Raw genomic sequence first — 26,581 nt, forward strand, 5'->3', positions numbered from 1 at the left:
TTATTTCTATAAATTTGATGATAAATTATTATTATTCAAACATAGGAGGATGCCATTCCCATCGTTAGCGCAAGACCTAGCCTGTGTGTATTGCTCGGAAATCCTTTTTGCGAGGAACGAGAAAAAAGATTGCAACGGAAAGCGCGACCCTCTTCAGGGGCACGCCCAAAAACCCTAAAATATTTTAGTTTTTCAAACAGTTTGGGCACTTTAATACGCTGCCCAGCTTTTTTATCGATCTTATCTTCGGTTCCAATCTATTCTGCTTGGCTAAGTTTAAAGTTGTTGTACCCCGCTCCAACTTTCAAGATTAAAAGCTGTTGTTGTAACATTTCTAAAATTGCCAAAAAATTATAGACAAATTGAACTTTGTTTTCTGAATTTCGCAGCAGCAGCGCAAAATCTAGCTCTTTATTTATATTTACAAGATTTTTAATTACATATTTTTGTTGTTCAACGCTGTACGGATATTGAACAACGGTGTGTTTGATTTCTGCTACGCGTAAGGTATGCTTCTCTATAGAACGCCTATAAACGCCCAATAGGCGGAACAGGTTTAGGGAGAATAGTTCATCTTTGTGCGACATAGATGCCGAGGCTGATGTTAAATCTGCATCTATATTTCCACGTTTTGCTCGAAGTGCGCGCTCGGTTTCTAAATGTTTAAGTCTTTCTGCGGCATCTTTAAATTGCTTGTAGGCCATCAATCTCGCAATGAGATCATCTTCACTGTTTATTTCAGATTCATCCGTATTTAATGCCAATCTGGGCAGTAGCATTTTAGATTTTATCCGCATAAGCGTGGCTGCGACCAAAATAAATTCGCTTGCTATTTCTACATTTAGTGCCAAAAGCTCATGAATGTAGGCTAGGAAATCAGCAGTTATTTTGGCAATTTCCACCTCATGGATGTTGAGCTCATCTCGTTCTATAAAAAAAAGAAGCAAATCGAACGGCCCTTCAAAAACTGGAATTTTAATTTCAAAAGAATCTGTCTGCATACCTGCGCTCAAATTTAATTATTTTAACGGTAAAAGTTTAATGGGTTCATACAGAAAGGTTTCATCATTAAGTAAAGCTTTATTTTGCTTCATTCAAAAAACGGGATTATTTTTTCCTATTCAAACAAAAATGCCGTAATTTGTGTATTAGTTCCACTATTAACAACCGAATGCAGGTACAGGCTGGTCCATTATTATCGAATATTAACTATCCAACTGATTTAAAAAAGCTTAGCGAAGCTGATTTGGAACTAGTAAGTCAAGAGCTTCGCCAGTACATTATAGACGTGGTAAGTGTAAACGGCGGCCATTTTGGCGCTAGTCTCGGTGTAGTAGAACTTACCGTTGCTCTGCATTACATTTTAAATACGCCTTATGATAAATTGGTTTGGGATGTTGGACATCAAGCCTATGGACATAAAATTCTTACCGGCAGGCGAGACCTTTTTCATACCAATAGAATTTATAAGGGCATAAGTGGTTTTCCCAAAATTAGCGAAAGTGAATATGACACTTTTGGTGTAGGCCATTCGTCTACGTCTATTTCTGCCGCGTTAGGTATGGCTGTTGCTTCACAACTTAAGGGAGAAACAGATCGTCAGCATGTGGCCGTTATTGGCGATGGGGCGATGACCGCCGGTATGGCTTTTGAGGGATTAAATCATGCAGGGATTGAAAACAGCAATTTGTTGGTTATTTTAAACGACAATTGTATGTCTATCGATCCAAATGTTGGTGCGTTAAAAGAATATTTAACGAGTATAACAATATCTAAATCTTACAATAGGTTTAGAGACGACATATCAAATGTGCTTGTAGCCTTATCTAAACTTGGTCCAAATGCGCATAAATATGTTAAGAAAATAGAGAAGAGTATAAAAGGAACGTTGCTTAAGCAAAGTAATTTGTTCGAAGCACTTAACTTTAGATATTTTGGTCCTGTTGATGGGCACGATGTAAAACGACTTGCCGCTACAATTAAAGATCTAACCGCTATTCCTGGTCCAAAATTGCTTCATTGCATTACCGTTAAAGGTAAAGGTTTTGCGTTGGCAGAAAAAGATCAAACCATGTGGCATGCGCCTGGTCTTTTTGATAAAATTACTGGCGAAATAAAAAAAAGTAAATCAGATAAACCTCAGGCTCCAAAATATCAAGATGTTTTTGGGCATACGCTCGTTGAGCTTGCCGAAGCAAATGAAAAGATTGTGGGCATTACACCTGCTATGCCATCGGGTTCTTCTATGAACATTATGATGAAGGCGATGCCAAAGCGCGCGTTCGATGTTGGCATTGCAGAGCAACATGCCGTCACTTTTTCTGCCGGACTAGCCGCGCAAGGAATGGTTCCATTCTGCAACATCTACTCTAGCTTTATGCAGCGGGCCTATGATCAAGTTATACATGATGTTGCCATCCAGAAATTTAACGTAGTTTTTTGTTTGGATAGGGCGGGATTAGCTGGAGCCGATGGGGCAACTCATCATGGCGCGTACGACATCGCTTTTATGCGTTGCATACCAAATCTTATCGTCTCTGCACCAATGAACGAAGAAGAGTTGCGAAACTTAATGTACACCGCACAGCAGGAAAACATGGGCCCTTTTGTCATTCGTTATCCACGTGGCAATGGCACTATGCCCGATTGGAAACGTCCTTTTAAAGCTTTGCAAGTTGGAAAAGGAAGAAAAATTTGTGATGGTGAAGACGTTGCTATTTTAACTTTTGGGCATGTGGGCAACTTTGCGTCAGATGCGAGAGCGGAGTTGAATACTGAAGGGTTTCATCCAGCGCATTACGACTTGCGTTTCGCAAAGCCTTTAGATGAAGCGATGTTGCACGAGGTTTTCAGCAAATACAGCCATGTAATTACCGTAGAAGATGGCACGTTACAAGGGGGTATTGGATCGGCAATACTGGAATTTATGGTCGACCATAGATATACAGCAAACGTGGTACGATTGGGTATACCAGATAAATTTATAGAACATGGCGAGCAGGCACAGCTATGGGCAGAATGCGGTTATGACAAAACAGCAATTATTGCTGCGGTTAAAAAAGTTGGCGTAAAGCGTACAACAAATAGTTTGGCCGTATAGCTTATGCGTTAATCACGCCAATAATCTTAAGAAAACTAACTAGTTAAGCATGGTGATAGGGTTCGCCTTTTAAAATGCTAAAGCCCCTATACAATTGCTCAACAAAAAATAGTCTGATCATTTGGTGGGAAAAAGTCATATCTGATAAGGACAATAGGCCGTTTGATCTTTTATAAATGGTTTCGTCGAACCCGTACGGGCCACCAATTATAAAAATAAGGTGCTGCACACTTCCAACCATCTGATGATTTAGATAATTTGAAAAGTTTATCGACGAATATTTTTTTCCTTTTTCGTCTAACAACATCACCACGTCTGTATTGCCGATCTGCTTTTCTAAAAGCACTGCTTCCTTTGTTTTTTGCTGCGCTTCGCTGAGGTTTTTTACATTTTTAACATCAGGTATTTGTATAAAACTAAAGTTGATGTAGTGTTTAAGGCGATTGACATATTTTTCTATCCCTTCAATAAGATATTTGTCTTCAGTTTTGCCAATGGCAATCAGGGTAATTTTCATTTTATAACTTCGGTTTAGTTTCTTTTCGCAAAGAACAAAAATGCAATGCGCCCAAAATTAGTAAATAAAATATTACCTAAATATTTGGCTACATTTAGTGTATTAAACGTCTTTTTTTTGTGAATAGGACAGCGTTTCACCTCGTTAATAGAAGATGACAAGTATAGTAAATTCTTACGGGGATTATGAAAACCTATTTACTCTTTTTAATGCCATTTACCCATTGAGCGACGGTTTAAAGGCAGAAATTATAAAAAAAGTGAAGTTATAAGCGTTAAAAAAAAGCTAAAGCTTTTAAATGTAGGTGAACGAGGCGACACAATGTATTTTATTATAAAAGGAGCGACAAGAATCTATTACCTAAATAAAGAAGGTAAAGAAACCAATACTTGGTTTTTATTTAAGAACGAACTTCTTATATCGGTTTTTAGCTTTTATGATTATTTGGTTGGTGGCGCTGAAGTTTTTGAAAGCATAAAGATTGCATTGAAGATTGATCTCTGTAATTCTTGTTTGACAATATGTTGAAATTTTTATGGCTACATTTAGCGTTTTATTTCACCTAAATCGCCTCTTGAATGTTAAGCAGCATAGAAAATAGAACAATGGCTTACGATCTAAAGGTTACTGAGATTAAACAAACCATCGCAGCACTTAAAAAACAGATCGACCGATTGTCTTTGGGCAGGATTGGATTATTTTTATTAGAGATTCTGTTTTTTATACTTTTGATACAAAGCAAAGAAGGCCCAGAGCGTTGGGGCTCCATTGTTGCCATGTTGGCTATAATTTTAAGTTTTATACTAATTGTTAGAAAGCAAACCAATTTAGATAAAGAAATTATTTTTCAAACTAATTTGCTTTGGATCTATCAAAACGAGATTAATATCGTCGAAGAAAATAGTAATGGCTATAATCAGGGAGAAAAATTTACAAACAGTTCTCATCCATATAGTTCTGATTTAGATATTTTTGGACCACAGTCTCTGTTTGCCGGAATAAACAGAGCAGCTACCGCCGAAGGCAACAAGCTGTTGGCAAAAAGTTTATCAAACGCTTTTAGCAAATCAGAGATTTTAGAAAGACAAATAGCGATAACAGAACTTGTTAGTAAAATAGAGCCAACCTTTGATTTTAGGGCTAACTTGCGAGATCAAGACCATGACAAAATAAAAGTTATTCAGCAAAAATTGGATGGTAGGCTCGGCACCGAACTCGCATTTACCCGCGCAACTTTTTTACGTTATTATGTAGCTGCAGTTCCGTTTATTTCCTTTGTGTTGTTGATGGGCGCGATGGTTATAGGCGGTGTGTTTACAAAAGTGCTTATTTTATATGCCCTTGCGCATCTTGCTTACAATGGATTAACCTATAAAAAGGCGACACAGGTTTTTAACCAATTCTCTAGAAATGCCGATTTATTGAGCAGTTACGCTAAAGCTATTGCCTACACCGAAGACACCATGTGGACGAGTAGTTATATAAAAAAGCTATTTAATGATAATGGAAGGGTTTCAATAGAGATTAATCAACTTTCGGCAATTATTCAGAGCTTTGATGCACGTCTTAATATTTTGATTGGTGTTTTGCTTAATGTTTTTCTCTTATGGGATGTACGTTGTAGCATCAGGCTGGATAAATGGCAAAGTAAATCATCTAAAAACATCATCGCTGCTTTAGAAAGAATAGGGCATTTTGAAGAACTTATTTCATTCGCTACGTTTAGTTACAATCATCTTGATTACGTCGTACCAACTATCCAAGACAATTACTTCTTTTCTACGACAGCAATCGGTCATCCGTTAATTCCTGAAAATACCCGAGTTTATAACAACTTTAATTTTGCAAAAAACCCAACTGTAGACATTGTAACAGGATCTAACATGGCCGGAAAGAGTACCTTTTTGCGCACGGTCGGTATTAATATGGTGTTGGCATATGCCGGTTCTGTGGTTTGTGGAGCGCGGTTGAGTTTGTCGGTTTTTAATCTGGTTTCTTACATGCAGATTGCCGATTCGCTTAACGAAAGCACTTCTACCTTCAAGGCAGAGTTGATTCGTTTAAAGATGATTTTGGAACATGTACAGACCCAAGACAATGGATTTGTACTGATAGACGAAATGCTGCGAGGTACAAATAGTCAAGATAAGTATACTGGATCTAAGGTGTTTATAGAAAAATTATTGAGTTTAAATAAACCTGCACTTTTTGCAACCCACGATTTGCAATTGAGTAATTTGGCGGAAAGAAGTCCCAATCAGGTACGAAATTTCAACTTCGATATTCAGATAAACAATGGACAGATGCATTTCGATTATAAGCTAAAAAATGGGCCATGTAAAACTTTCAATGCGGCCATTTTACTTAAAGAAATAGGTCTAAGTATCGAATAATTAATAACGTTATTTTAAAGTTAGCTTTGCTTTTATAAATTTTCCTGAGGGAGTTAATACATCTTCGCGAGCTAATTGAGCGGGTTTTGTTCCGGGAAGGAGTGCTGCAGAACCTTCTTTTTTATCTGCCATTGACCAGTTACACCATGAAAGGTTATTTTTATTTGCAAAGTCTAGCCAAGCGTCTGTCGACGCCACATATACATCTCCATCGCCAGTTGCTTCGGTTGTGCCAAATTCCGTAATAAAAATAGGGAGGCCTGCATTTATCGCTTTTTGGGCTTCATTTCTGAGGTTTTGTGTGTGGGTACCGGCATAAAAGTGAAGTGTATACGCAATATTTTTTGCATCAATTCGATTTTTAGATGCCTCTATTAATTTCTGCGACCAAGTTGGCGTTCCGCATATAATTACATTATCGGGATCGTTTTTTCTAATGGCTGCGATCACAGCAACATGATAGGGCTTTAAAATGTCTGTCCATGAAACATTCAAAGGCTCATTAAAGGTTTCGTAAATGATGTTTGGTGCATTTCCATATTTCTTAGAAAGCGCTGAAAAAAAAGTTATGGCTTCTTGCTGATGATTTTGCGCATGGTGATCGTGCCAATCTACAATAACATAAATGCCCAATTTTATGGCTGCATCTACCACATCATATATTTTCTTCTTTTCTCGCTTCGGATTTTTGAGGTATCCGCCATTTTCTATCGCCATTGGTGCCCTAACAATGTCCACATGCCAGTTATTCTTTAATTTTTCGAGCGTTTCGTAATTAAAATATTGCGGTTGCCATTGGCTCCAAAATAAAGACATTCCCCTTAATTGAACTGTCTTGTTGTGCTCATTCAAAAGCTGTGTGCCAATAATTTGTAATTTTCCATTTAGTGCAACAGGCGATGGTTTTTGACTTTTTACCGAAGAAATCCCTTCAATAAATGCCAAGAGTAGTAAAGTAGCTTTCGTTGCAAAAGTCATTTTTTTGTTGTTTTAGGTAGAAAAAATAGATTAATTGTATCAAAAATTATGACACATGAAATTAAGTAAATTTGTCTATAAGCAAATGTTTTAAAACATTTATCTTTATGCCATGAACGACAGAACGACCGTTTACAGAAACTATTACGATCCAATGGAAGCTAACATTGTAAAGGGGCGTATTGCGGATGCTGGCTTTGAGTGTTTTTTGGCAGATCAGAACTTGGCTATCCTAAATCCACTCTTTACGCAGGCGCTCGGGGGTATTCGATTGATTGTTTTTGAAAAAGATGTTGTTTCGATCGATAAGTTACTTGCTGAAGAGCCAGACTTCAATGCGGAAGCTTTTAACGAACCAGAGGAGAAACATTCCGAAGAAGTTACAAAAATGGTTTGTGAAAAGTGCGGCTCCAAACATATTGGTTATGGAATGGCGACCAAAAAGCGCTTCGGCTTCTTGACTATGCTTGTGGCCTTTGCAACCTTAACTTATCCCATTTTTGGCAAGAAATGTCACCATTGTTATGATTGTGGGCATGAGTTTAGGTAATGTAGGTATTAAGGATAAAGATATTAGTATTAAGTATCAAGTATCGGGTATCAAGTATTAAGTATTAAGTATTAAGTATCGGGCATCAAGTATTAAGTATCACGTATCGAGATGCAACCATCAAGCCGATAAAACTGATTTGCACCAAGTCGAAACGAACTTTTTCGCTAACCCAAACCTGTCTTTCTTGCACTTCCGATTGTTTCTAAACCCGATTACAGCGGCAGCCCACGAAGTATGAGTGGCTACAGCGAAAAGCGGGGCTCCATTTCCCGATGAATCGCGAATGCCCGTTTTCATAAAAAAAAAAGACGACTCACAAAGGTAAGTCGTCTTAAGTTTATTCAATAAGAATGCTGTTATTTTCCAGCTTTCTCGGCTGCTTCTTTTCTTATAATATTAAGCGCACCACCTGCCTTAAACCATTCAATTTGTGGCGCATTGTAGGTATGGCTCACTTCGAATGCTTCTTTAGAACCGTCTGCATGGTGCAAAACCAAAGTTAGAGGCACATCTGGCGCAAAGGTGGTTAAGCCCACAATATCGATAACGTCATCTTCCAAAATTTTATCGTAATCCTCTTTTAAACAAAATGTTAAACCCAACATACCTTGTTTTTTAAGGTTGGTTTCGTGTATGCGGGCAAATGATTTTACCAACACTGCACGCACGCCCAGATGGCGCGGTTCCATGGCCGCATGCTCTCTCGAAGAACCTTCGCCATAGTTTTCATCACCCACCACAATCGTATCGATTCCGGCAGCTTTATAAGCGCGTTGTGTAGCAGGAACAGGACCATATTGTCCGGTTAAGCTATTTTTAACGGTATCGGTTTTATCGTTGTAAAAATTAACGGCCCCAATAAGCATGTTATTAGAGATATTATCTAAATGGCCACGGAATTTTAACCAAGGACCAGCCATACTAATGTGATCCGTCGTACATTTCCCTTTCGCCTTAATTAGCAAACGTAAACCTGTTAAGTCTGTACCTTCCCAAGCGGTAAAAGGATCTAGCAATTGTAAACGTTGGGAAGTTGGCGAAACAATTATTTCTACCTCAGATCCATCTTCTGCCGGCGCCTGAAAGCCTGCATCTTCTACAGCAAAACCTTTCGGTGGCAACTCCAAGCCAGTTGGCGGATCTAGCTTTACTTCTTCACCTTTATTGTTGGTTAACGTGTCTGTTAATGGATTAAAGCCTAAATTGCCAGATATGGCAATGGCTGCCACTATTTCTGGCGAAGCCACAAATGCAAAAGTATTTGGATTTCCATCCGCACGTTTTGCAAAATTTCTATTAAATGAGTGTACGATGGTATTTTTTTCTGATTTTTCTGCACCTACTCTATCCCACATGCCAATACATGGCCCGCAAGCGTTGGTAAAAATGGTAGCATCTAAGTCTTCAAATGTTTTTAAATAACCATCTCGATTTGCGGTGTAACGCACCTGCTCTGAACCTGGATTTATACCAAAGGAAGATTTGGTAATTAATCCTTTGTCGACCGCTTGTTGTGCAATAGACGCAGCGCGCGATAAATCCTCATAAGAAGAATTGGTACAAGACCCAATTAAACCCCATTCTACCTTTAATGGCCAACCGTTTTGCTCCGCTTCAACTTTCATTTTAGAGATGGGCGTTGCTAAATCTGGTGTAAAAGGACCGTTCAAATAAGGCTCTAACTCATCGAGGTTGATTTCTACAATCTGATCAAAATATAGCTCAGGGTTTGCATAAACCTCTGGATCTCCTGTTAAATAGTCTTTCACAGTATTTGCAGCATCGGCAACATCAGCTCGATTTGTCGCGCGAAGATAGCGTTCCATGCTTTCATCATACCCAAAAGTAGAAGTAGTTGCACCAATTTCTGCACCCATGTTGCAAATGGTTCCCTTGCCGGTGCAACTTAGGTTAGTAGCGCCATCACCGAAGTACTCTACAATTGCTCCGGTACCGCCCTTAACGGTAAGAATGCCAGCGACTTTTAAAATAATATCTTTTGCTGCGGTCCAGCCGCTTAATTTACCTGTAAGTTTAACGCCGATAAGTTTCGGAAATTTCAGTTCCCAAGGCAATCCTGCCATCACATCACAAGCATCTGCACCCCCAACACCGATAGCAACCATGCCTAAACCGCCAGCGTTTACGGTGTGAGAATCTGTTCCGATCATCATTCCACCGGGAAAGGCATAATTTTCTAATACCACTTGATGGATGATTCCTGCGCCAGGTTTCCAAAAGCCGATGCCGTATTTATTAGAAACTGAAGAAAGGAAATCAAAAACCTCGCTACTTTCTTTTTTTGCGTTTGGTAAATCGATGGCGGCACCCAATTTTGCGGTAATTAGGTGATCGCAATGTACGGTAGAAGGAACGGCAACTTGCGGTCTGCCGGCCTGCATAAACTGCAATAAAGCCATTTGAGCTGTTGCATCTTGCATGGCCACTCGGTCTGGTGCAAAATCTACGTAGTCTGTGCCACGAGAGAAAGCTTTTTTCGGATCGCCGTCCCAAAGGTGGGCATATAATATTTTTTCGGATAGCGTTAAAGGTCTGTCAACCAGTTTGCGGGCCGCATCTACACGGCTGCTAAAGTTTGCATAAACCTTTTCAATCATTTCTATATCAAAAGCCATTGATTTTGTGTTTTAAAGTAATCGATTAATCTACTGCGAATTTACAAAAAAATTAAATGGTACAACTTTATTACGTTTCATTAAATTATTTTGGAAGATTTCTAAATAGGATACTGCAAATTTGCTACTAACTGTTATCTTTTTTATTTACTGAAATGTTTTTGAGTATGATTTTTATCGTTTTTGAAACACTTCCGTGTTAGAAGGTGATTTCCGTTTATGGCCATTATAGAACTAACGCCTCGAACTCCTCAGATTGCAAACGAAATTAATAGGGCGCCAAATGCAGGAAATTTGGACAGAAAATCCTAACTCAATCTTGGATTTTTTAAAAATGGAGTTGGGGAAGTCTTAACTAAGAGAAATTTCTTCTGAAAGGCGGCTTGATTGCTATTTTAATCGCGACGTCTTACAATTTCTAGCATTACAAGCTCGAAAAGCCATATCCTTTTTGTGTAAAATATTGCAACACACGCGGCAATGCATATTGTAATCTGTCGAATGCTTTTAAGCTGTCGTGAAAAACAACAATAGATCCGTTTTCAGTATTTTTTATCACATTTTGATAGCATTTTTCGGGCGAGAGATTGGTGTCGAAATCGCCACTTAGCACATCCCACATAATTGGGTTGAGGGCGGGAAGGTTAAGGGTAAAGGGGTGTGATTGATCTCCAACTTCCGACTTCCGACTTCCGACTTCTGATTGTGCAGTTTCGCCTTCAACCTTCCAACCCTCCACCATCAGCCTTTCTATCTGCGATTTCGCAATCCTCCCATAGGGCGGTCTAAATAAATTGGTTTGAGTTAGTTTTTGAGCCCTTAGTACATTTGCCAAATACGTTTCATCATCAGTTTTCCACCCATTTAAATGGTTAAAAGTATGATTGCCGATTGAATGACCGGATTTAAATACTTCAGAGAACTCCTTTGGATTTTTTTGGATGTTATCGCCGATACAAAAAAAGGTTGCCTTGGCCTGATAGGCAGCTAAAGTTTTTAAAACGAAGGGTGTAACAATAGGTATGGGTCCATCGTCAAAGGTTAAAAAAATGGTTTTTTCGTTGCGAGATTTATTCCAAAGCAATTTTGGATAGTACAATTTCAAAAACAAAGGACTTTTAACGAGGTACATAGCCGGCAAAGTTACTAAATAGCCGTACAGGTTTAAGGATTAAATTTCTTATTTTTGGCGAAATGACCACCACTGACATGAGAAAATTTAACCACTTATAATGATTGGCAAAACACATATAAATAGTAAATTAATGAAGATCGCAAATAAACTAGGACTATTAATGTCTTGCACAGTCTTGGCCACTTGCATGTTTAGCCAAGATGCATCATCTCAAGAGGTTATTACCTTGCAGCAGGCGGTCGAAAAAACTTTGAATAACAATTTGCAAGTGAAGCAGTCTCAGCTTGAGGAGAGTTTGGCCGTTGAAAATCTAAGCCAGTCTAAATATGCGCTCTACCCAACATTGAACGGCAGTGCAAGTACCGGTTTAAGTTTTGGACAGAGTAGGGATCAAAATACATTTCAGGTGATCAACCAGAAATTTACTTCCGTTAGCGGTGGGCTAAGTGCGGGTGTAAATATTTTCCAGGGCTTCCAGCTGTTAAATACCATTAAGCAAAACAAGATTTTGTTAGATGTTAATAAAACAGCCACCGAAAAAGTTAAAAATGACCTTATTTTGCAGGTCATAACTCAGTATTTACAAATATTATACAATAAAGATTTTTTGAGGGCGGCAAAAGATCAGCTTGGGGTATCTAATCAACTGTTAAAAAGAGAGCAGGCGCTGCTAGATGCGGGTAGTAAAACTTTGGCTGATATTTCGCTGGCCAAATCTCAATCAGCGACCAGCGAACTTAATGTAACAAACGCAGAGAACGCACTTACCATTTCATACATTACCTTGGCCCAATTGATGGATATTTCGTCCGCTACAAGGTATGAGGTTCAGGCACCTTCTCTCGATAAATTTAAGAAGATGCAGGACAGCGTAGACGCTGAGGGCATTTATCAAAAGGCTTTAGGCGAATTTCCTGACATAAAATTGGCGGCTTTAAATACGGCCGCTGCCGCAAAAGGCATAGACATTGCAAAAGGTAATTTTTATCCACGCTTGCAGCTGGGAGCTGGTTTGCAATCTGCTTATTCAGATCCGAGTTTTCCGAGTAGATCTTTTTCGCAACAATTAAGCGATCGTTTTGGACAAAATGTTGGTCTAAGTTTACAGATTCCTATTTTTAACGGTTTTGTAGCTAGATCGAGTGTTAGACGAGCTAAGATTAACTTCGTCCAAAACCAGACACAAGAACAATTGTCTAAAAATAATTTAAATAAGGTCATCTATCAGGCTGTGGCAGATTTGAAAGGTGCAGACAGCCGTTATAGCTCTACTCTTAATGCATTTAATGCGCAAAAGGATGCATTTTATGCAGTCGAACAGCGCTACAATGTTGGCTTAGACAACAGTTTGGACTTCAATACTGCTCAAACAAATAGGAATAAAGCGGAGATAGATTTTATCCAAGCTAAATATGATTTATTATTTAGAGGAAAATTAATTGACTATTATCTAGGCAAAACCATTACATTTTAAATACCTATTAAAGAGACATTACCTTAACTATTATGAAATTAAAACCAATACTTATTACTCTGGGCATTGTTGTTGTCCTGCTAATTGTGCTGAAACTTACTGGTGTTATTGGCGGCAAAAAGACCGAGAAAGTTACCGTTCAGAAGGCGATAGATAAAACTGTGATAGAAACCGTGACCGCAAGTGGAAAAATTCAACCTGAAACAGAAGTAAAGTTGAGTTCCGAAGTGTCTGGAGAGGTCGTTGAATTAAAAGTTAAAGAAGGAGATGTGGTTAAGGCAGGTCAATTGCTCTGTAAGGTAAGACCAGATGTACTTCAATCTGGTTATGATAGAAGTGTAGCGAGTTTTAATGCTCAAAAAAGTGCAGTGACGGCTTCTGAGCAGCAGTTGGCGCAAGCACAAGCGAATTTTGCCAACGAGGTAACCATCTATAAGCGCAACACGGAATTATCTACTAAAAAAGTTATATCTGTTGCGGAGTTTGATGCTGCGAAAGCTGCTTATTTAACAGCGAAAGCAACGTTGGCAAGTGCAAAAGCAAATGTTACCGGCGCAAAATATACGTTAGAACAAACTGGTGCAAATGTAAAAGAAGCAGGAGCAAATTTGGCAAAAACCACCATTTATTCGCCTGTTGACGGCGTGGTATCTAAACTTTCTATTGAACTCGGCGATAGAATTTTGGGTACTTCTCAATTTGCTGGTACAGAGATTATGCGCATTTCCAACCTTTCCTCGATGGAGGTTAATATTGATGTGAACGAAAACGACATCACCAGGGTTAAAGTAGGCGATAGTGCCTCTATCGATGTAGATTCTTTTAGCGATAAAAAATTTAAAGGCATTGTCACGGAGATTGCAAGTTCTTCAACTGCCGTTGGCACAGCGGCAAGTTCTTCCGTTGATCAAGTAACCAACTTTGCAGTAAAAGTTAGGATTACTGAAGGTGATGAGGGCAAGCAACAGTCTATCTTTAGACCGGGAATGTCTGCGACAGTAGATGTTCAGAGTGCTTCTTTAAAAGGCTTATCGGTTCCAATACAATCGGTTTTTACTGGGTCTCCATCGGATGGTTCAAGCGAAAATAAATCGAACGATAACTCGAATAACAGTGATCAACAAAAAGCAAAACTGAACGATAAAACTGTTAAACAATATGTATATGTGGTAAATGGCAATAAGGTTAAGAAAACACAAGTTACCACAGGCATTCAAAATGATCAGGATATTATTGTTAAGTCGGGTTTAAAAGCTGGTCAAGAAGTGGTAACGGGTCCTTATGCCGCCATTCAGAATAAATTGAAGGATGGGATGGAAATCGAAAAAACCACTAAAGACAAATTATTTACCAAAGACGGAAAATAATAGTCAATTTCTAAATAATTCCATAAGTTTGAGCACAGCACAAATAGCTGTGCTTTTTTTTGGGTATTTGACAATGGATATCCAGTTTCAAAACTAACTTATTATGGTTCCGAAAATTGCAATGATAGGTGGAGGAAGTTGGGCCACAGCCATGGTAAAAATGCTTGCCGACAATTTAGCCGATAAGGAAATTTATTGGTGGATGCGAAACGCAGAAGCCATTGCACATATAAAGAAGTTTAAACACAACCCAAATTATATCAGTTCAGTAGAAATTAAACTGAAGGATGAAAATATTTCCAACGACATCAGCTACGTCATTGAAAAAGCTGATTATGTAGTTCTAAACGTTCCTTCGGCGTTTTTAAAAGAAAGCTTAGAAGGCATACAACCGGAACAGCTAAAAGGAAAGAAAATTATCTCTGCGATCAAAGGCATAGTACCCGATGACAATTTGATAATTGGGGAGTTTTTGCATAAAATCTACGGCATCCCATACCATGATATATTGGTGGTAAGCGGGCCATGCCATGCCGAGGAGGTTGCGTTAGAAAAACTTTCTTATCTAACAATTGCTTGTACGGATCCAAAAAAAGCGGAAGATTTTGCTTCATTTTTGGAGACCAGATACATTAAAACCAACGTTTCTGACGATATTTTCGGAACTGAATACGCTGCAATTTTAAAGAATATTTATGCCATTGCAGCCGGTATTTGTCATGGCATCGGCTATGGTGATAATTTTCAGGCTGTTTTGATTAGCAACGCCATCAGAGAGATTAGCCATTTTGTCGATAAAGTTCACCCCATTTCAAGAGACATTAAAGAATCGGCTTATTTGGGCGATTTACTTGTTACTGCCTATTCGCAGTTTAGTAGAAACCGTACATTTGGAAATATGGTTGGCAAGGGTTATACGGTAAAGAGTGCCCAACTTGAAATGAATATGATTGCTGAGGGTTATTTTGCAGTGCAATGCATGCACCTAAAACGCTGTAACTTTGATGTAGAAATGCCTATTTTAAAGGCAGTACATAATATTCTATATAAAAATCATTCACCTCAAATAGAAATGAAGCTTTTGGCAGAAATGCTGAGCTAATTTACTCTTTGAGTTTATTTTTGCTTCCTACAATTGTTTTCAATCCTCGCATCTGCTTTGATCTATTTTTTTTGTAAACTCTAGTGCGATATTTTTTATTTTCTTAAGGTCAAACAAAGGGTTTCGGCTGCTGTTTTATTTCTATAATTTTAAAAATAAAACATCATGAAAAATAAATTAGTGACTGGTATGCTGTCTTGTGCATTGTGCATAGGAATTAGTTTCGGCGCAAGTGCCCAAACCAAGAAAAATGCAGTTGAAAGAACGGCAGATAAAACTGGTAAAGTTATTACTAAAGCAGCCAATAAGACTGCAGAAGTTGCTGTTAAAGGCGAGGCAAAAGTAGCGGATAAAGTTTGGAAAGGTAAAATGGCTCCAAACGGCTCTGACGTGTACATCAACAGCAAAAACGAAAAATATTATGTAAATAAAAAAGGTGCCAAAATTTGGCTGAAGGCAAGTCAGATTAAGAATAGACCAAAGAATGATTAAGATGAGACACCACTCATTCTGAAGCAATGCAGTCTCTAAAAGGCTGCATTTGCTTTTAAATTTTGTCTGATAGCTTGATTAATCCTTGTTTAAAGCGGATTTTAAACTTCTCTTCTACGAAATGGTAAATCAATAAGGAAAGGAAGAATGAAAAACCGGTCGCCATTAGCAGTAAAACATATTTATTAATTGCGTTTTCCCATAATAGAAAAAATCCAACTCCAAAGCCATGTATCAAATACAAAGGATAGGTAAGTTTTCCAAGTTGTGCGGCAGATCTTAAAAAATCAAAATTCAGTTTGTCTGTGGCGGAGAGCGCGAAGAGTAGGTAAAATACAGAGAGGCAGGCTAGTACAATGTAATTGTTAAATAAGTTTTTTGCTTGATAGAAATGGTTCATGTCGGCGGTAATCCAAACGTCGTTCTTTACATTAATCAAGAAACACAATATCAGAAGAACAATTAACCGCCATTTTTTTGTATAATCTATTTTGCATAAATAAAACAGCATGCCTGCGATAAAACTGCAACTGTATTTTGGGATCAGAAAAAAGGAGAATGCGTTTTTTGTGGAGTTTAGGTCAATGCTGAGGGTATAAAGAAGCCATAATAAAATAACAATTAATAAGCTTTTCCATAGCTTTAGCGCAGCAATTGCAAGTATTATTAAGTAGAATCCAAGCTCGTAAGTGAGCGTCCAAAATACACCATTAAGGTTCTTTTTGCCTAGAAATTCTTGAAACATTGTTAAATTTACCGCTAGCAATTTAAAAGTAGTTGGGGTAGAATCTGGCAGTTGAATGTGGCCAAAATAAAGAAAGGCAAAGGTAAGCAAGCAACAGACCCAATAAGCGGGGTATAGCCTTGCAATGCGCGAAATAACAAAGTATTTTGGCGATTTGTTCATGGAAGATAGGAGTACCACGTAGCCGCTTATCATAAAAAATACCTCTACCCCTAGATAGCCATATTTGGATATTTTTTCGATGCCGAAAAAAGGTGTTCCCATCATCCGGTTGGACGCGAAAGTGTAATGGTAAAAAAGTACTGCTAATGCAGCAAGGAATCGCATTAAATCCAGTTCGTAAAATCGAGATTGCTTTATTTCTTGCATGGCACCATTGAGCTGAACAATATCATCCGTCGAATATAAAAAAAAGTTATAGATTCGATCTTTTGAAATCACAATTGATTTACTGCATTGCCAAGGTTAGGTTGTAGTTTGCAATGCTACATCGTTCTCTGAGTGAACTCAATGGATTAGTCTCGTAAAACGTCGTTCTAATTAAAGATTTAGCAAGAAATTTTAACTTATTTCATCGTTCAACGGAAACATTTTCTGCCTGTAGAGATAAATAAAGAATTGGCACAACTCAGGCTAATTTTACAGTTAGTTATCACCACTCACCAAAAACCAACTCAAACGATCGTTCCATAGAGATCAAAATCTTCTGCCCTGCTGATTTTAACATTTACAAAGCTCCCAACTGACGCATAATCTATTTTAGCATCTATTAGCACCTCATTGTCTACTTCTGGCGAGTCATATTCAGTTCTGCCGACAAAGTAGTCCCCTTCTTTTTTATCAATAAGAACCTTGAAAGTCTGTCCTATTTTTTGCTGATTGATATCGAAAGATATTCCTTGTTGAATGTCCATAATACCTTCTACACGTTGCTGCTTTACTTCGTCAGTAATGTCATCGACTAATAAATGTGCGTGCGTTTTCTCTTCATGAGAATAGGTAAAACAACCCAGTCTATCAAATTTTGTATCGCTTACCCACTTTTGCATTTCTTCGAAATCATGCTCAGTTTCGCCCGGATATCCACAAATTAAGGTAGTTCTCATCGCAATGCTGGGCACCTTATCTCGGATCTGGTTTACTAAATCTATTGTTTTCTGCTTCGTGGTGCCGCGACGCATTGATTTTAGCATATTATCTGTAATGTGTTGCAAAGGCATATCTAAGTAGTTACAGATGTTATTACGCTCATTCATGGCATCCAAAATATCCATAGGGAAGCCGCTTGGATAAGCATACTGTAATCTAATCCATTCTATCCCAGGAATATCTGACAAGCGGCGCATCAAATCTCCTAGATTGCGTTTGCCATAAATATCTAAGCCATAATAGGTGAGGTCTTGCGCAATTAAAATAAGTTCTTTCGTCCCATTTTTTGCTAGAATTTTCGCCTCGTTTACTAATTCTTCTATCGGCCGGCTTACGTGTTTCCCGCGCATAAGCGGGATGGCACAAAAAGAACAAGGACGGTTGCACCCTTCGGCAATTTTGAAATAGGCAAAATGCGACGGCGTAGTCAGCAGGCGTTCGCCAATGAGCTCATGTTTATAATCAGCACCCAGCTCTTTTAAAATATTTTGTAAGTCGTTGGTGCCGAAAAAAGCGTCTACATTACTAATTTCTGCCGACAATTCTGGCTTATATCGTTCGCTTAGGCAACCAGTTACGACAACTTTACCAATTTTGCCAGCACTTTTAAGTTCGCTAAACTGTAAAATTGTATCAATTGATTCTTGCTTAGCATTGTCTATAAAACCGCAGGTATTGATAACCACAATATCATCCCGACCCATTTTGTCACTTTCATGCACCACATTTAAATTATTGCCTCGAAGTTGACCCATTAATACCTCAGAGTCGTACACGTTCTTGGAACAACCAAGGGTTATTACGTTTATTCTCGGTTGATTGGTTGGTTTTTTAACTTTCTTCTTCGTCTCCATATCTTTTGTGATTGCATTGGTGTAAAAGGGTCTTAACCCTATATTCGACTAGTCAAATAAGCTATTAACAAACTCTTTTTTATCAAAAAGTTGTAAGTCGCCCATTTTTTCTCCAACACCAATGTATTTTACTGGTATTTTAAACTGATCGGAAATGCCGATGATTACGCCACCTTTTGCGGTGCCGTCTAATTTTGTAATGGCTAAGGCATTAACATCTGTTGCTTCTGTAAATTGTTGGCATTGCTCAAATGCGTTTTGCCCAGTAGAGGCATCCAAAACAAGTAAAATTTCATGTGGCGCTCCAGGAACTATTTTTTGCATGACCTGTTTTATTTTTCCCAACTCGTTCATCAAACCAACTTTGTTGTGCAGTCGGCCTGCAGTATCAATTATGGCAACATCCTCGCCATTTGCAACTGCAGATTGCAATGTGTCAAATGCAACCGAAGCGGGATCTGAGTGCATTGGCTGCGCAACTACCCGAACACCAACCCGCTCGCCCCATAGTTTAATTTGCTCTACAGCTGCAGCTCTAAATGTATCGGCCGCACCAAGTACAACTTTTAAGCCAGCTTCTTTTAATTTATAAGACAATTTCCCAATGGTGGTGGTTTTGCCAACCCCATTTACGCCTACCACCATAATTACATATGGTTTATGGTCGCCATACTCAAACTGCCTAAAGTCACTGCTGTTGTTTTCGGCAAGTAGAAGCTGTATTTCGTCTTTTAAAAGGTGATTAAAATCTGAGGTCGAAACGTACTTATCTTTGGCAACCCTCGCCTCAATTCTTTTTATGATTTTGAGCGTAGTTTTTACGCCCACGTCACTTGTCACTAAAACTTCTTCAAGATTATCCAGCACTTCATCATCAACCGTAGATTTACCGGCAACTGCCTTGGTAATTTTACTTAAAAATCCATCTTTGGTTTTTTCTAAACCTCTGTCCAATGCTTCTTTAGCTTCGGGTGCTGCTTCCTTTTTTTTAAAAAAATCAAATAAGCCCATACGATTTTTGTTTTTGGATTTGTTTTAGAACTACGCCCAACTTCAATAGAACAAAAAAAGCCCTTCCTTAAATATGGAACGGCCTAAATTCTTATTAGAAGTAAAATTATACTTCCTTCTGTAAAACGATAGCATCTTTAACGTGGTCGTTATGCACCATCATCTGCTTAAATGTATAAGCACCAGTTTTTGGCGATCTAACCATACTAATTACTTTAGAATATTCTTTACCGGTACCGGTTTTCAAGGTTGCAACAACTTTCTTTGCCATGTTTTTATGTTTTTAACTATTGAATTTTATGAGCTAAAGTTACGGTCGAATACCTATTCAATCATATCAACAGCAAATGTTTCAACTATTTAATTTCTTTATGTACAGTTACTTTTCTCAATACAGGATTGAATTTTTTCAACTCTAACCTTTCAGTTGTGTTTTTACGGTTCTTAGTAGATATGTATCTAGACATGCCAGGCATACCGCTGTCCTTATGCTCAGTGCATTCTAAAATAACCTGAACTCTGTTACCTTTCTTTGCCATTTTATATATTTTTTAAGCTGTTAACGTTAACAGAGTATTTTACAATTTTCCTTTTTTCACAAAACGAGTGATCGCTTCTGTAATGCCAATCTTATTGATGGTTTTTATTGCCGAGGTACTTACCTTCAAGGTTATCCAACGGCCTTCTTCAGGAATGTAAAATTTCTGAAGCTGCAAATTAGGATAAAACCTACGTTTGGTTTTCACATTCGAGTGAGATACGTTGTTACCAACCATCGCCTTTTTTCCTGTTAAATCACAAATTCTTGACATGACTTGTTTATATTGTTATGATCGCCGCTTAAATTTTTTAAGAGTGTGCAAATATCCGAAAAATAAATTTAATCGGCAATAGCATTCCCAATTATTTTTTATACCTCACATCCATATCCCAGCTGCCCGGTTCCTTTAACTCAAACTCAATAAATTCTTTTCCCACATGCATTTTTAATCTCAACGGAAAGTGAACACTCACTAATGTAAACTCATTTTGAGTGGTAGATATTTTGTCAACTTTTATGTCTTCATAATTGCCGCTCAGTATTTCGATCTGGTCAAAAACAGGTCCGCTTGCATTTTGAGACTCCCTGGATCTCGATTTACCAGATATGCCAAGCCCTGTCCCATTGTTACTTGCACCATCAAAAGTGGATTGTCCAATTTTAATGTAAACTATATTTTCGTTCTTTTTACCCTTTCTAACAGCTATGGACGCTATATTTTCGGACTTCCCCAATATAGTATATGCGGTAGTCCTAACGGTATCCGTTAAATATTTTTTAGCATTATGCATTGAGGACGCAGGTCTGATGCCTACTGCGGCCATTAAAAATAGAATAACGAAGAAAGCAGCGATTTTCATATGTCAAATGTAGTTAATCAAAGATTAGTAATAATTAAAATGCTAGAGCCTGTGCGCTTTAGTTGTTCTAGTGATAAGAGCGATTTTTTATTTTGGAGCACCATTTGCCACTCACTGTCTAATTAATTGAATGGCATTCCCACCACCCGCAGCTAAATTTACCTTTAAAACTGTTCTTTTGTCAACCGATTCAATTTTTTTAATAAGCTTGTTTGGGTGTAAATTTGCATCAACAGCATCCTCATAAGAGGTTGCTTCGAAATGACCTTCCGAAAGAAACTTCATTGGGATCTCAATCGTTCTTGCATCGCTGTTGTTTATGCTCCCGACATACCAGCTAGTTCCTTTTCTTCTGGCAATGGTTACGTATTTTCCAAGTTCAGCAGACAATACCTTTACTTCATCCCAAACTGTAGGCATTTTTTGTATAAATTCAAATCCTTGTTCACCTTCATATGCAGCTGGATAATCAGCCACCATCTGTAAGTAGCTTTCTAAAACTACATACATGGCCAGCATGTGGCAGCGTGTTCCGCCCATCAAGGGGCGCGTGTGTTGAGGTTTAAAATCCGCTAAAGGCACCGCGCGAAATCCTCCCAAATGATAGTCAGAGGCACCAGCCAACATTCTTATAAATACAATATTTAGATCATGTTCTGCCGTTATTGGCTTTTCTAGCCATTTGTTTTGTTCATAATTGTAAGTGCCTTCGCGCGTAAATTCATTCGGATAGGTTCTATGCAAACCGGTGGGTTTAAAAGAGCCGTGAAATTGGATGTACAACTCATGTTCAGCAGCTTTTTTTAGTATTTCTTCTTGAATGTTTACCATTTCTTGGTCATCCCTATCCATAAAATCTACCATCATCCCTTTGATTCCCCATTTTTGAAACTGAGAAAAAGCTTCCTCTAATTTGGGATAAATTGCTTTCCAGTTTACCCAAACATCAATGCTCACCCCTTTTTGCTTGGCATAATCGCGCAATTGATCCATGTTTAAACTAGGCACAGTTTGCGTTACATCTGTATGAGGCCCCACTACACTGTATCCGGCGGCATCGCTTTTATACCAAGCAAAGCCACCATATCCAATCACTGCATGATATTCGATATTATTTCTCGCAGCAAAATCTATATAGTATTTATTCGTTTCGAAATTAATGCCTGGTGCAAAAGTAGTATCTGGGGTAATGTCCCCATTCCACCAGTGAAAAGTCGTCTTACCGGGCTTAATCCATGATACATCTTTTATTTTAGAAGGTTCGTTTAAACTGGTTAGGATGTTCGATTCCATTAAAACGCCCAATTTGTCTCCTATCATCATAACCCTCCAAGGAGTTTTATGGGGTAAAACGGCCTTCACTTTCTTTTCCGTCTGTCCCGGCAGTGGTGATAACTGAGTTTTAAGGCTTCCGTTAGCTGATTTTTTAAGATACATACCTGCATAATCTCTAAGATTTGCTTCGGTAATGGCCATAAAAATATGGTTTGGATATTCAAAAAGCGCGGGTAAATCCATCATTTTATTGCCCAAGATTTTATCATAGGGCAATGTAGCATAAAGCCCTTCATGACTATTGCTAAAAGTATCCCAAAATAGGGTATGTACGGTTGGGTTTTTAGCAATATTGAAAGAACTTTCCTCTTCCAACATGACATAGCTTTTCCACTGAGATTGTTCCGGAAATTCGTACCGAAAGGCAATTCCATCATTAAAGGCGCGCACAATCAGATTAATCTGACGCTTTGCGCCGTTCTGTTCTATAAGTGGGATAATAACCTGTCGGTGGTCGTCTTGCACAGTTTTTGTTTTGCCGACAACTAAATCATAGCTTTCCTTTACGGCGCTAAAACGTGGCTTTTTCACGGTGAGGTTTTTTCCAAACTCGCCCGTCGCTTCAAAAGAGAATCCCAGCGGGGAATTTTCTATTAGTGGTATGCCTTTATATACAACTTTATACCAAGGCGTTTTCGCGTTAAGTTGAAAAGTATAGATTAAGTTACCGTCAGGAGATTTCAGCTCGATCTTTTTCTGAGCTTGAACTGAAAAATGGAGCATTAACGGAAAAATTAGAAATTTAACAGACTTAGTTATATACATCATAAACGTTTAAAAAATTTGGTTGTGGAAAGGGCTATAGACTTAAATTTATAACCCGATCCTATCAAATATAAATAAATGTTACCAAATTGGGTAAGGCTAACATTAATATTCATTTTGAATCCATTTGACCACCAAGTCTAAGCATTAAATCATTAAATTAGCCGATGAACCAAAAATAAACGAACAGCAATGCAAATCACATCTTTTGAGCAATACGAGGCAGATTATAAAAAAAGTGTAGAAAATCCCGAACAGTTTTGGGGAGAAGTGGCGCAAAATTTTCAGTGGAGAAAGCCGTGGTACAAAGTATTGTCCTGGAATTTCGACGAGCCGAGAATCAAATGGTTTGAAGGCGCTAAGCTAAATATTACAGAAAATTGTTTGGACAGACATTTGGCTAAGGATGGAGATAAGCCAGCTATTATTTTCGAACCTAATGATCCAGAACAGGAAAGTGTTACACTAACCTACAAAATGTTGCATGAGCGAGTTTGTCGGTTTGCAAATGTGTTGAAGCGTAATGGAGCTAAAAAAGGGGATAGAATTTGTATTTACATGCCGATGGTGCCAGAACTAGCCATTGCTGTTTTGGCCTGTGCACGTATAGGCGCCATACATTCGGTGGTTTTTGGTGGGTTTTCTGCAAAATCCATCGCCGATAGGATTGTAGATGCGCAGTGTAAAATCGTTATCACAGCAGATGGTGCAAATCGTGGAAATAAACAAATTCCCCTAAAAGACGTAATAGATGACGCACTGATTGGATGCCCAAGTGTAGAAAAATGTATTGTGCTTACCCATGTGCGTACGCCGGTATCTATGCTAAAAGGGAGAGACGTTTGGTGGGAAGATGAAGTTAAGCATGTAAGCCACATTTGCGAGGCAGAGGAAATGGACGCCGAAGATATGCTCTTTATTTTATATACCTCTGGGTCTACCGGAAAACCAAAAGGCGTGGTCCATACTTGTGGTGGTTACATGGTTTATGCGGGTTATACATTTTCAAACGTATTTAATTATCAACCTGGCGAAGTCTATTTTTGCACTGCAGATATCGGCTGGATTACCGGTCATTCTTACATTGTGTATGGTCCACTTTCGCAAGCAGCCACTTCGTTGCTGTTTGAGGGAATTCCCACCTATCCAGATGCTTCTAGATTTTGGGACATTGTTAAAAAGCATAAGGTGAACACTTTATATACAGCGCCAACAGCCATCCGCTCTTTAATGAGTTTTGGTGATGAGCCTTTGGAAGGAAAAGATTTAAGTTCATTGAGGGTGCTCGGCTCGGTTGGTGAGCCAATTAATGAAGAAGCTTGGCATTGGTATGATGAGAAAATTGGGGGCGGTAAGGCGCCGGTTGTAGATACATGGTGGCAAACAGAAACTGGGGGAATTATGATCTCCCCAATTGCCACAGTTACGCCAACCAAACCAAGCTTTGCTACGCTTCCGCTTCCGGGCGTACAACCAGTTCTGGTAGATGAAAACGGCACAGAAATTATTGGTAATGGTGTGATGGGAAATCTATGCATCAAGTTTCCATGGCCGGGCATGTTGCGTACTACATATGGAGATCATCAACGGTGTAAACAAACCTATTTTTCTACTTACGATAATATGTATTTTACAGGAGATGGCTGCATGCGAGACGAAGACGGCTATTATAAAATTACAGGGAGGGTAGACGATGTGCTAAATGTTTCTGGACATAGAATAGGCACTGCAGAAGTTGAGAACGCCATAAACATGCACGCGGGTGTTGTAGAAAGTGCAATAGTTGGATATCCACATAACGTAAAAGGACAAGGCATTTACGCATTTGTAATTTATCCAAATATGCATGGCGACGAGGAGTTATCAAAGAAAGATATATTACAAACGGTTTCTAGGATTATTGGTCCGATTGCGAAACCCGATAAGATATTGTTTGTGAGCGGTTTGCCTAAAACTAGATCTGGAAAGATTATGCGCCGTATTTTACGTAAAATTGCAGAAGGCGACGTGTCGAATTTAGGTGATACCTCTACTTTACTCGATCCAGCGGTGGTAGAAAGCATTGTTGAAGCTGCGAAGAAATTGTAGATCTGCACATTTATTAATGGTTTAAATCTTCTATATATATGCGAAGAAAAACTTTTTTCTATTGCTGATGTTATCTTGAAAATCAATAGTCCAACATTAAAAAATACATTATGGATAAGTTAGAAATTAAAGGAAAATGGAACGAAATTAAAGGCAAAGTTAAACAGGCCTATGGTGATTTAACCGATGATGATTTGACCCATGAAGATGGAAAAGATGATGAGTTACTGGGGAAATTGCAAAAGAAAACTGGTAAAGGTCGTGACGAATTAGTGAGTTGGATAAATTCACTGTAACTTTTAAAAAACAAGATAATAAAAGGCAATCTGAAAAGATTGCCTTTTTTAGTTTTTCAGGTTCAATTATCAACTCATTACCAGTTAATCTTTATAAGAAATCCAATGTCAGATTTAGCCGAAAGATTTAAAGAAAACCCTTTATTATCTCCTAAAGATTTAGTGCCGAGCAGGCATGGTTTAGAAATTGCTTGCTTACTTAATCCCGGGGTTTTTACTTTTCAGGGTAAAATATGGATGATTGTGCGTGTGGCGGAACGGCCGCCGCAGAAACCTGGAACTATCTCATTTCCGATTTTGAAGTCTGGAGGCATCGAGATTTTAGAGATTGCGGAGCACGACGAAAATTTGATCGCGCTCGATCCAAGGGTAATCAATTACAAAGGGAGAGATTATCTGACCACACTTTCACACCTACGGTTGGTTTGTAGCAACGATGGTATTCGTTTTTATCAACCGGAAGGATATAATTTGCTTCAAGGCGAAGGGGTAAATGAGCGCTTTGGAATTGAAGATTGCCGGGTAACTCAAATCGATGGAATGTATTACCTCAGCTATACTGCAGTCTCGTCGCATGGTGTTGGAGTCGGAATGAGAACCACCAAAGATTGGAAAACATATACTCATCACGGAATGATAATTCCTCCACACAATAAAGACTGCGCAGTTTTTAGTGAGAAAATTGGAGATAAATTCTATGCGATGCATCGGCCAAGCAGCGTAGATTTGGGTGGAAACTACATTTGGCTAGCAGAATCTAACAAAGGCTTTCAATGGGGAAATCATAAATGTATTTTAAAAACACGTAGAAATAGTTGGGACAGTAGACGTGTAGGAGCCGGCGCTGCACCTATTAAAACTGCACTTGGATGGCTGTCTATTTATCACGGCGCTGACGATTCTCATAGATATTGTCTAGGAGGCTTTTTGATGGATCTCGAAAATCCTAGTCAGGTAATCGCACGGTCCGACAATCCAATTATGGAACCTACTGCAGATTATGAGCTTCATGGTTTTCTTGGTAAGGTGATATTTACTAACGGGCACATCATCAATGGTGATGAATTAATAATTTATTATGGTGCTGCTGATGAGTTTGTATGTGGTGCAAAATTTTCTATCAATGCCATATTAGCAGAATTGAAGCCAGTCAACGATGTTTAAATCCTATTCTAGTAAAATGGCTGATT

The 26,581-nt window shown here is 38.5% G+C and carries 23 protein-coding genes; 10 read left to right on the forward strand and 13 right to left on the reverse strand.

Features of this window, described 5'->3' with window-relative positions; translation table 11 throughout:
* Positions 1–257 precede the first annotated feature (257 nt).
* Positions 258–1,001: a segregation and condensation protein A gene (locus ACVWYG_RS17400; protein ID WP_457272018.1), complete on the reverse strand. Its 744-nt coding sequence runs from the start codon at positions 999–1,001 to the stop codon at positions 258–260.
* A gap of 170 nt (positions 1,002–1,171) precedes the next feature.
* On the opposite strand from ACVWYG_RS17400, the gene dxs reads away from it, so the two are divergent.
* Positions 1,172–3,100 carry a 1-deoxy-D-xylulose-5-phosphate synthase gene (dxs, locus tag ACVWYG_RS17405; protein ID WP_457272020.1) on the forward strand — a complete coding sequence of 643 codons (1,929 nt, stop codon included), beginning with the start codon at positions 1,172–1,174 and terminating at the stop codon, positions 3,098–3,100.
* A gap of 43 nt (positions 3,101–3,143) precedes the next feature.
* Here dxs and rlmH read toward each other — a convergent pair whose 3' ends face one another.
* The gene (gene rlmH / locus ACVWYG_RS17410) at positions 3,144–3,617 is read right to left on the reverse strand and encodes a 23S rRNA (pseudouridine(1915)-N(3))-methyltransferase RlmH (protein WP_457272022.1); all 474 of its coding nucleotides are present in this window, start codon (positions 3,615–3,617) and stop codon (positions 3,144–3,146) included.
* Positions 3,618–4,195: 578 nt separating this feature from the next.
* Between rlmH and ACVWYG_RS17415 the strand changes: the two genes are divergently transcribed.
* Positions 4,196–6,010 carry a MutS-related protein gene (locus ACVWYG_RS17415; RefSeq protein ID WP_457272024.1) on the forward strand — a complete coding sequence of 605 codons (1,815 nt, stop codon included), beginning with the start codon at positions 4,196–4,198 and terminating at the stop codon, positions 6,008–6,010.
* A 9-nt stretch (positions 6,011–6,019) separates the two neighbouring features.
* On the opposite strand, the gene ACVWYG_RS17420 is transcribed toward ACVWYG_RS17415, so the two are convergent.
* Positions 6,020–6,988: a glycoside hydrolase family 5 protein gene (locus tag ACVWYG_RS17420; protein ID WP_457272026.1), complete on the reverse strand. Its 969-nt coding sequence runs from the start codon at positions 6,986–6,988 to the stop codon at positions 6,020–6,022.
* A 112-nt stretch (positions 6,989–7,100) separates the two neighbouring features.
* Here ACVWYG_RS17420 and ACVWYG_RS17425 point away from each other — a divergent pair, with 112 nt between their 5' ends.
* A complete protein-coding gene (locus tag ACVWYG_RS17425) occupies positions 7,101–7,538 on the forward strand; it encodes a DUF2007 domain-containing protein (protein WP_457272028.1) in 438 nt (145 codons plus the stop codon).
* Positions 7,539–7,897: 359 nt separating this feature from the next.
* On the opposite strand, the gene ACVWYG_RS17430 is transcribed toward ACVWYG_RS17425, so the two are convergent.
* Together ACVWYG_RS17430 and ACVWYG_RS17435 are read right to left on the reverse strand one after the other, a co-directional pair.
* Positions 7,898–10,177 carry an aconitate hydratase gene (locus ACVWYG_RS17430; protein WP_457272030.1) on the reverse strand — a complete coding sequence of 760 codons (2,280 nt, stop codon included), beginning with the start codon at positions 10,175–10,177 and terminating at the stop codon, positions 7,898–7,900.
* A gap of 424 nt (positions 10,178–10,601) precedes the next feature.
* Positions 10,602–11,309 carry a polysaccharide deacetylase family protein gene (locus tag ACVWYG_RS17435; protein ID WP_457272032.1) on the reverse strand — a complete coding sequence of 236 codons (708 nt, stop codon included), beginning with the start codon at positions 11,307–11,309 and terminating at the stop codon, positions 10,602–10,604.
* Between the two features lie 133 nt (positions 11,310–11,442).
* Between ACVWYG_RS17435 and ACVWYG_RS17440 the strand changes: the two genes are divergently transcribed.
* From ACVWYG_RS17440 to ACVWYG_RS17455, 4 genes are all read left to right on the forward strand, one after another.
* The gene (locus ACVWYG_RS17440; RefSeq protein WP_457272034.1) at positions 11,443–12,786 is read left to right on the forward strand and encodes a TolC family protein; all 1,344 of its coding nucleotides are present in this window, start codon (positions 11,443–11,445) and stop codon (positions 12,784–12,786) included.
* A gap of 32 nt (positions 12,787–12,818) precedes the next feature.
* Positions 12,819–14,153 carry an efflux RND transporter periplasmic adaptor subunit gene (locus tag ACVWYG_RS17445; RefSeq protein ID WP_457272036.1) on the forward strand — a complete coding sequence of 445 codons (1,335 nt, stop codon included), beginning with the start codon at positions 12,819–12,821 and terminating at the stop codon, positions 14,151–14,153.
* Between the two features lie 103 nt (positions 14,154–14,256).
* Positions 14,257–15,255, forward strand: coding sequence for an NAD(P)H-dependent glycerol-3-phosphate dehydrogenase (locus tag ACVWYG_RS17450; RefSeq protein ID WP_457272038.1), 999 nt, complete (start codon positions 14,257–14,259; stop codon positions 15,253–15,255).
* 165 nt (positions 15,256–15,420) lie between these two features.
* Complete coding sequence (locus tag ACVWYG_RS17455) at positions 15,421–15,747, forward strand: hypothetical protein (protein WP_457272040.1); 327 nt, start codon at positions 15,421–15,423, stop codon at positions 15,745–15,747.
* A gap of 55 nt (positions 15,748–15,802) precedes the next feature.
* Here ACVWYG_RS17455 and ACVWYG_RS17460 read toward each other — a convergent pair whose 3' ends face one another.
* The 8 genes from ACVWYG_RS17460 to ACVWYG_RS17495 form a co-directional block, all read right to left on the reverse strand.
* Complete coding sequence (locus ACVWYG_RS17460) at positions 15,803–16,861, reverse strand: acyltransferase family protein (protein WP_457272042.1); 1,059 nt, start codon at positions 16,859–16,861, stop codon at positions 15,803–15,805.
* 305 nt (positions 16,862–17,166) lie between these two features.
* Entirely contained in the window at positions 17,167–18,495 is a 1,329-nt protein-coding gene (gene rimO / locus ACVWYG_RS17465; protein ID WP_457272044.1) for a 30S ribosomal protein S12 methylthiotransferase RimO, read from the reverse strand.
* 48 nt (positions 18,496–18,543) lie between these two features.
* On the reverse strand, positions 18,544–19,506 hold the full coding sequence (ftsY, locus tag ACVWYG_RS17470; protein ID WP_457272045.1) for a signal recognition particle-docking protein FtsY: 963 nt from the start codon (positions 19,504–19,506) through the stop codon (positions 18,544–18,546).
* Positions 19,507–19,612: 106 nt separating this feature from the next.
* Complete coding sequence (locus ACVWYG_RS17475; RefSeq protein ID WP_457272047.1) at positions 19,613–19,777, reverse strand: DUF4295 domain-containing protein; 165 nt, start codon at positions 19,775–19,777, stop codon at positions 19,613–19,615.
* An 85-nt stretch (positions 19,778–19,862) separates the two neighbouring features.
* A complete protein-coding gene (rpmG, locus tag ACVWYG_RS17480) occupies positions 19,863–20,045 on the reverse strand; it encodes a 50S ribosomal protein L33 (protein ID WP_196100813.1) in 183 nt (60 codons plus the stop codon).
* A 39-nt stretch (positions 20,046–20,084) separates the two neighbouring features.
* Positions 20,085–20,318: a 50S ribosomal protein L28 gene (gene rpmB, locus ACVWYG_RS17485; RefSeq protein ID WP_457272050.1), complete on the reverse strand. Its 234-nt coding sequence runs from the start codon at positions 20,316–20,318 to the stop codon at positions 20,085–20,087.
* Between the two features lie 91 nt (positions 20,319–20,409).
* The gene (locus ACVWYG_RS17490; protein WP_457272052.1) at positions 20,410–20,907 is read right to left on the reverse strand and encodes a hypothetical protein; all 498 of its coding nucleotides are present in this window, start codon (positions 20,905–20,907) and stop codon (positions 20,410–20,412) included.
* A gap of 111 nt (positions 20,908–21,018) precedes the next feature.
* Positions 21,019–23,010, reverse strand: coding sequence for a glycoside hydrolase family 97 protein (locus tag ACVWYG_RS17495; RefSeq protein ID WP_457272054.1), 1,992 nt, complete (start codon positions 23,008–23,010; stop codon positions 21,019–21,021).
* Between the two features lie 189 nt (positions 23,011–23,199).
* On the opposite strand from ACVWYG_RS17495, the gene acs reads away from it, so the two are divergent.
* The 3 genes from acs (at position 23,200) to ACVWYG_RS17510 (ending at position 26,555) form a co-directional block, all read left to right on the forward strand.
* Positions 23,200–25,095 carry an acetate--CoA ligase gene (gene acs / locus ACVWYG_RS17500; protein ID WP_457272056.1) on the forward strand — a complete coding sequence of 632 codons (1,896 nt, stop codon included), beginning with the start codon at positions 23,200–23,202 and terminating at the stop codon, positions 25,093–25,095.
* 110 nt (positions 25,096–25,205) lie between these two features.
* A complete protein-coding gene (locus ACVWYG_RS17505; RefSeq protein ID WP_457272058.1) occupies positions 25,206–25,391 on the forward strand; it encodes a CsbD family protein in 186 nt (61 codons plus the stop codon).
* A 105-nt stretch (positions 25,392–25,496) separates the two neighbouring features.
* Positions 25,497–26,555, forward strand: coding sequence for a glycoside hydrolase family 130 protein (locus ACVWYG_RS17510; protein ID WP_457272060.1), 1,059 nt, complete (start codon positions 25,497–25,499; stop codon positions 26,553–26,555).
* Positions 26,556–26,581 lie beyond the last annotated feature (26 nt).

Source organism: Pedobacter sp. UYEF25 (genome assembly GCF_054061655.1).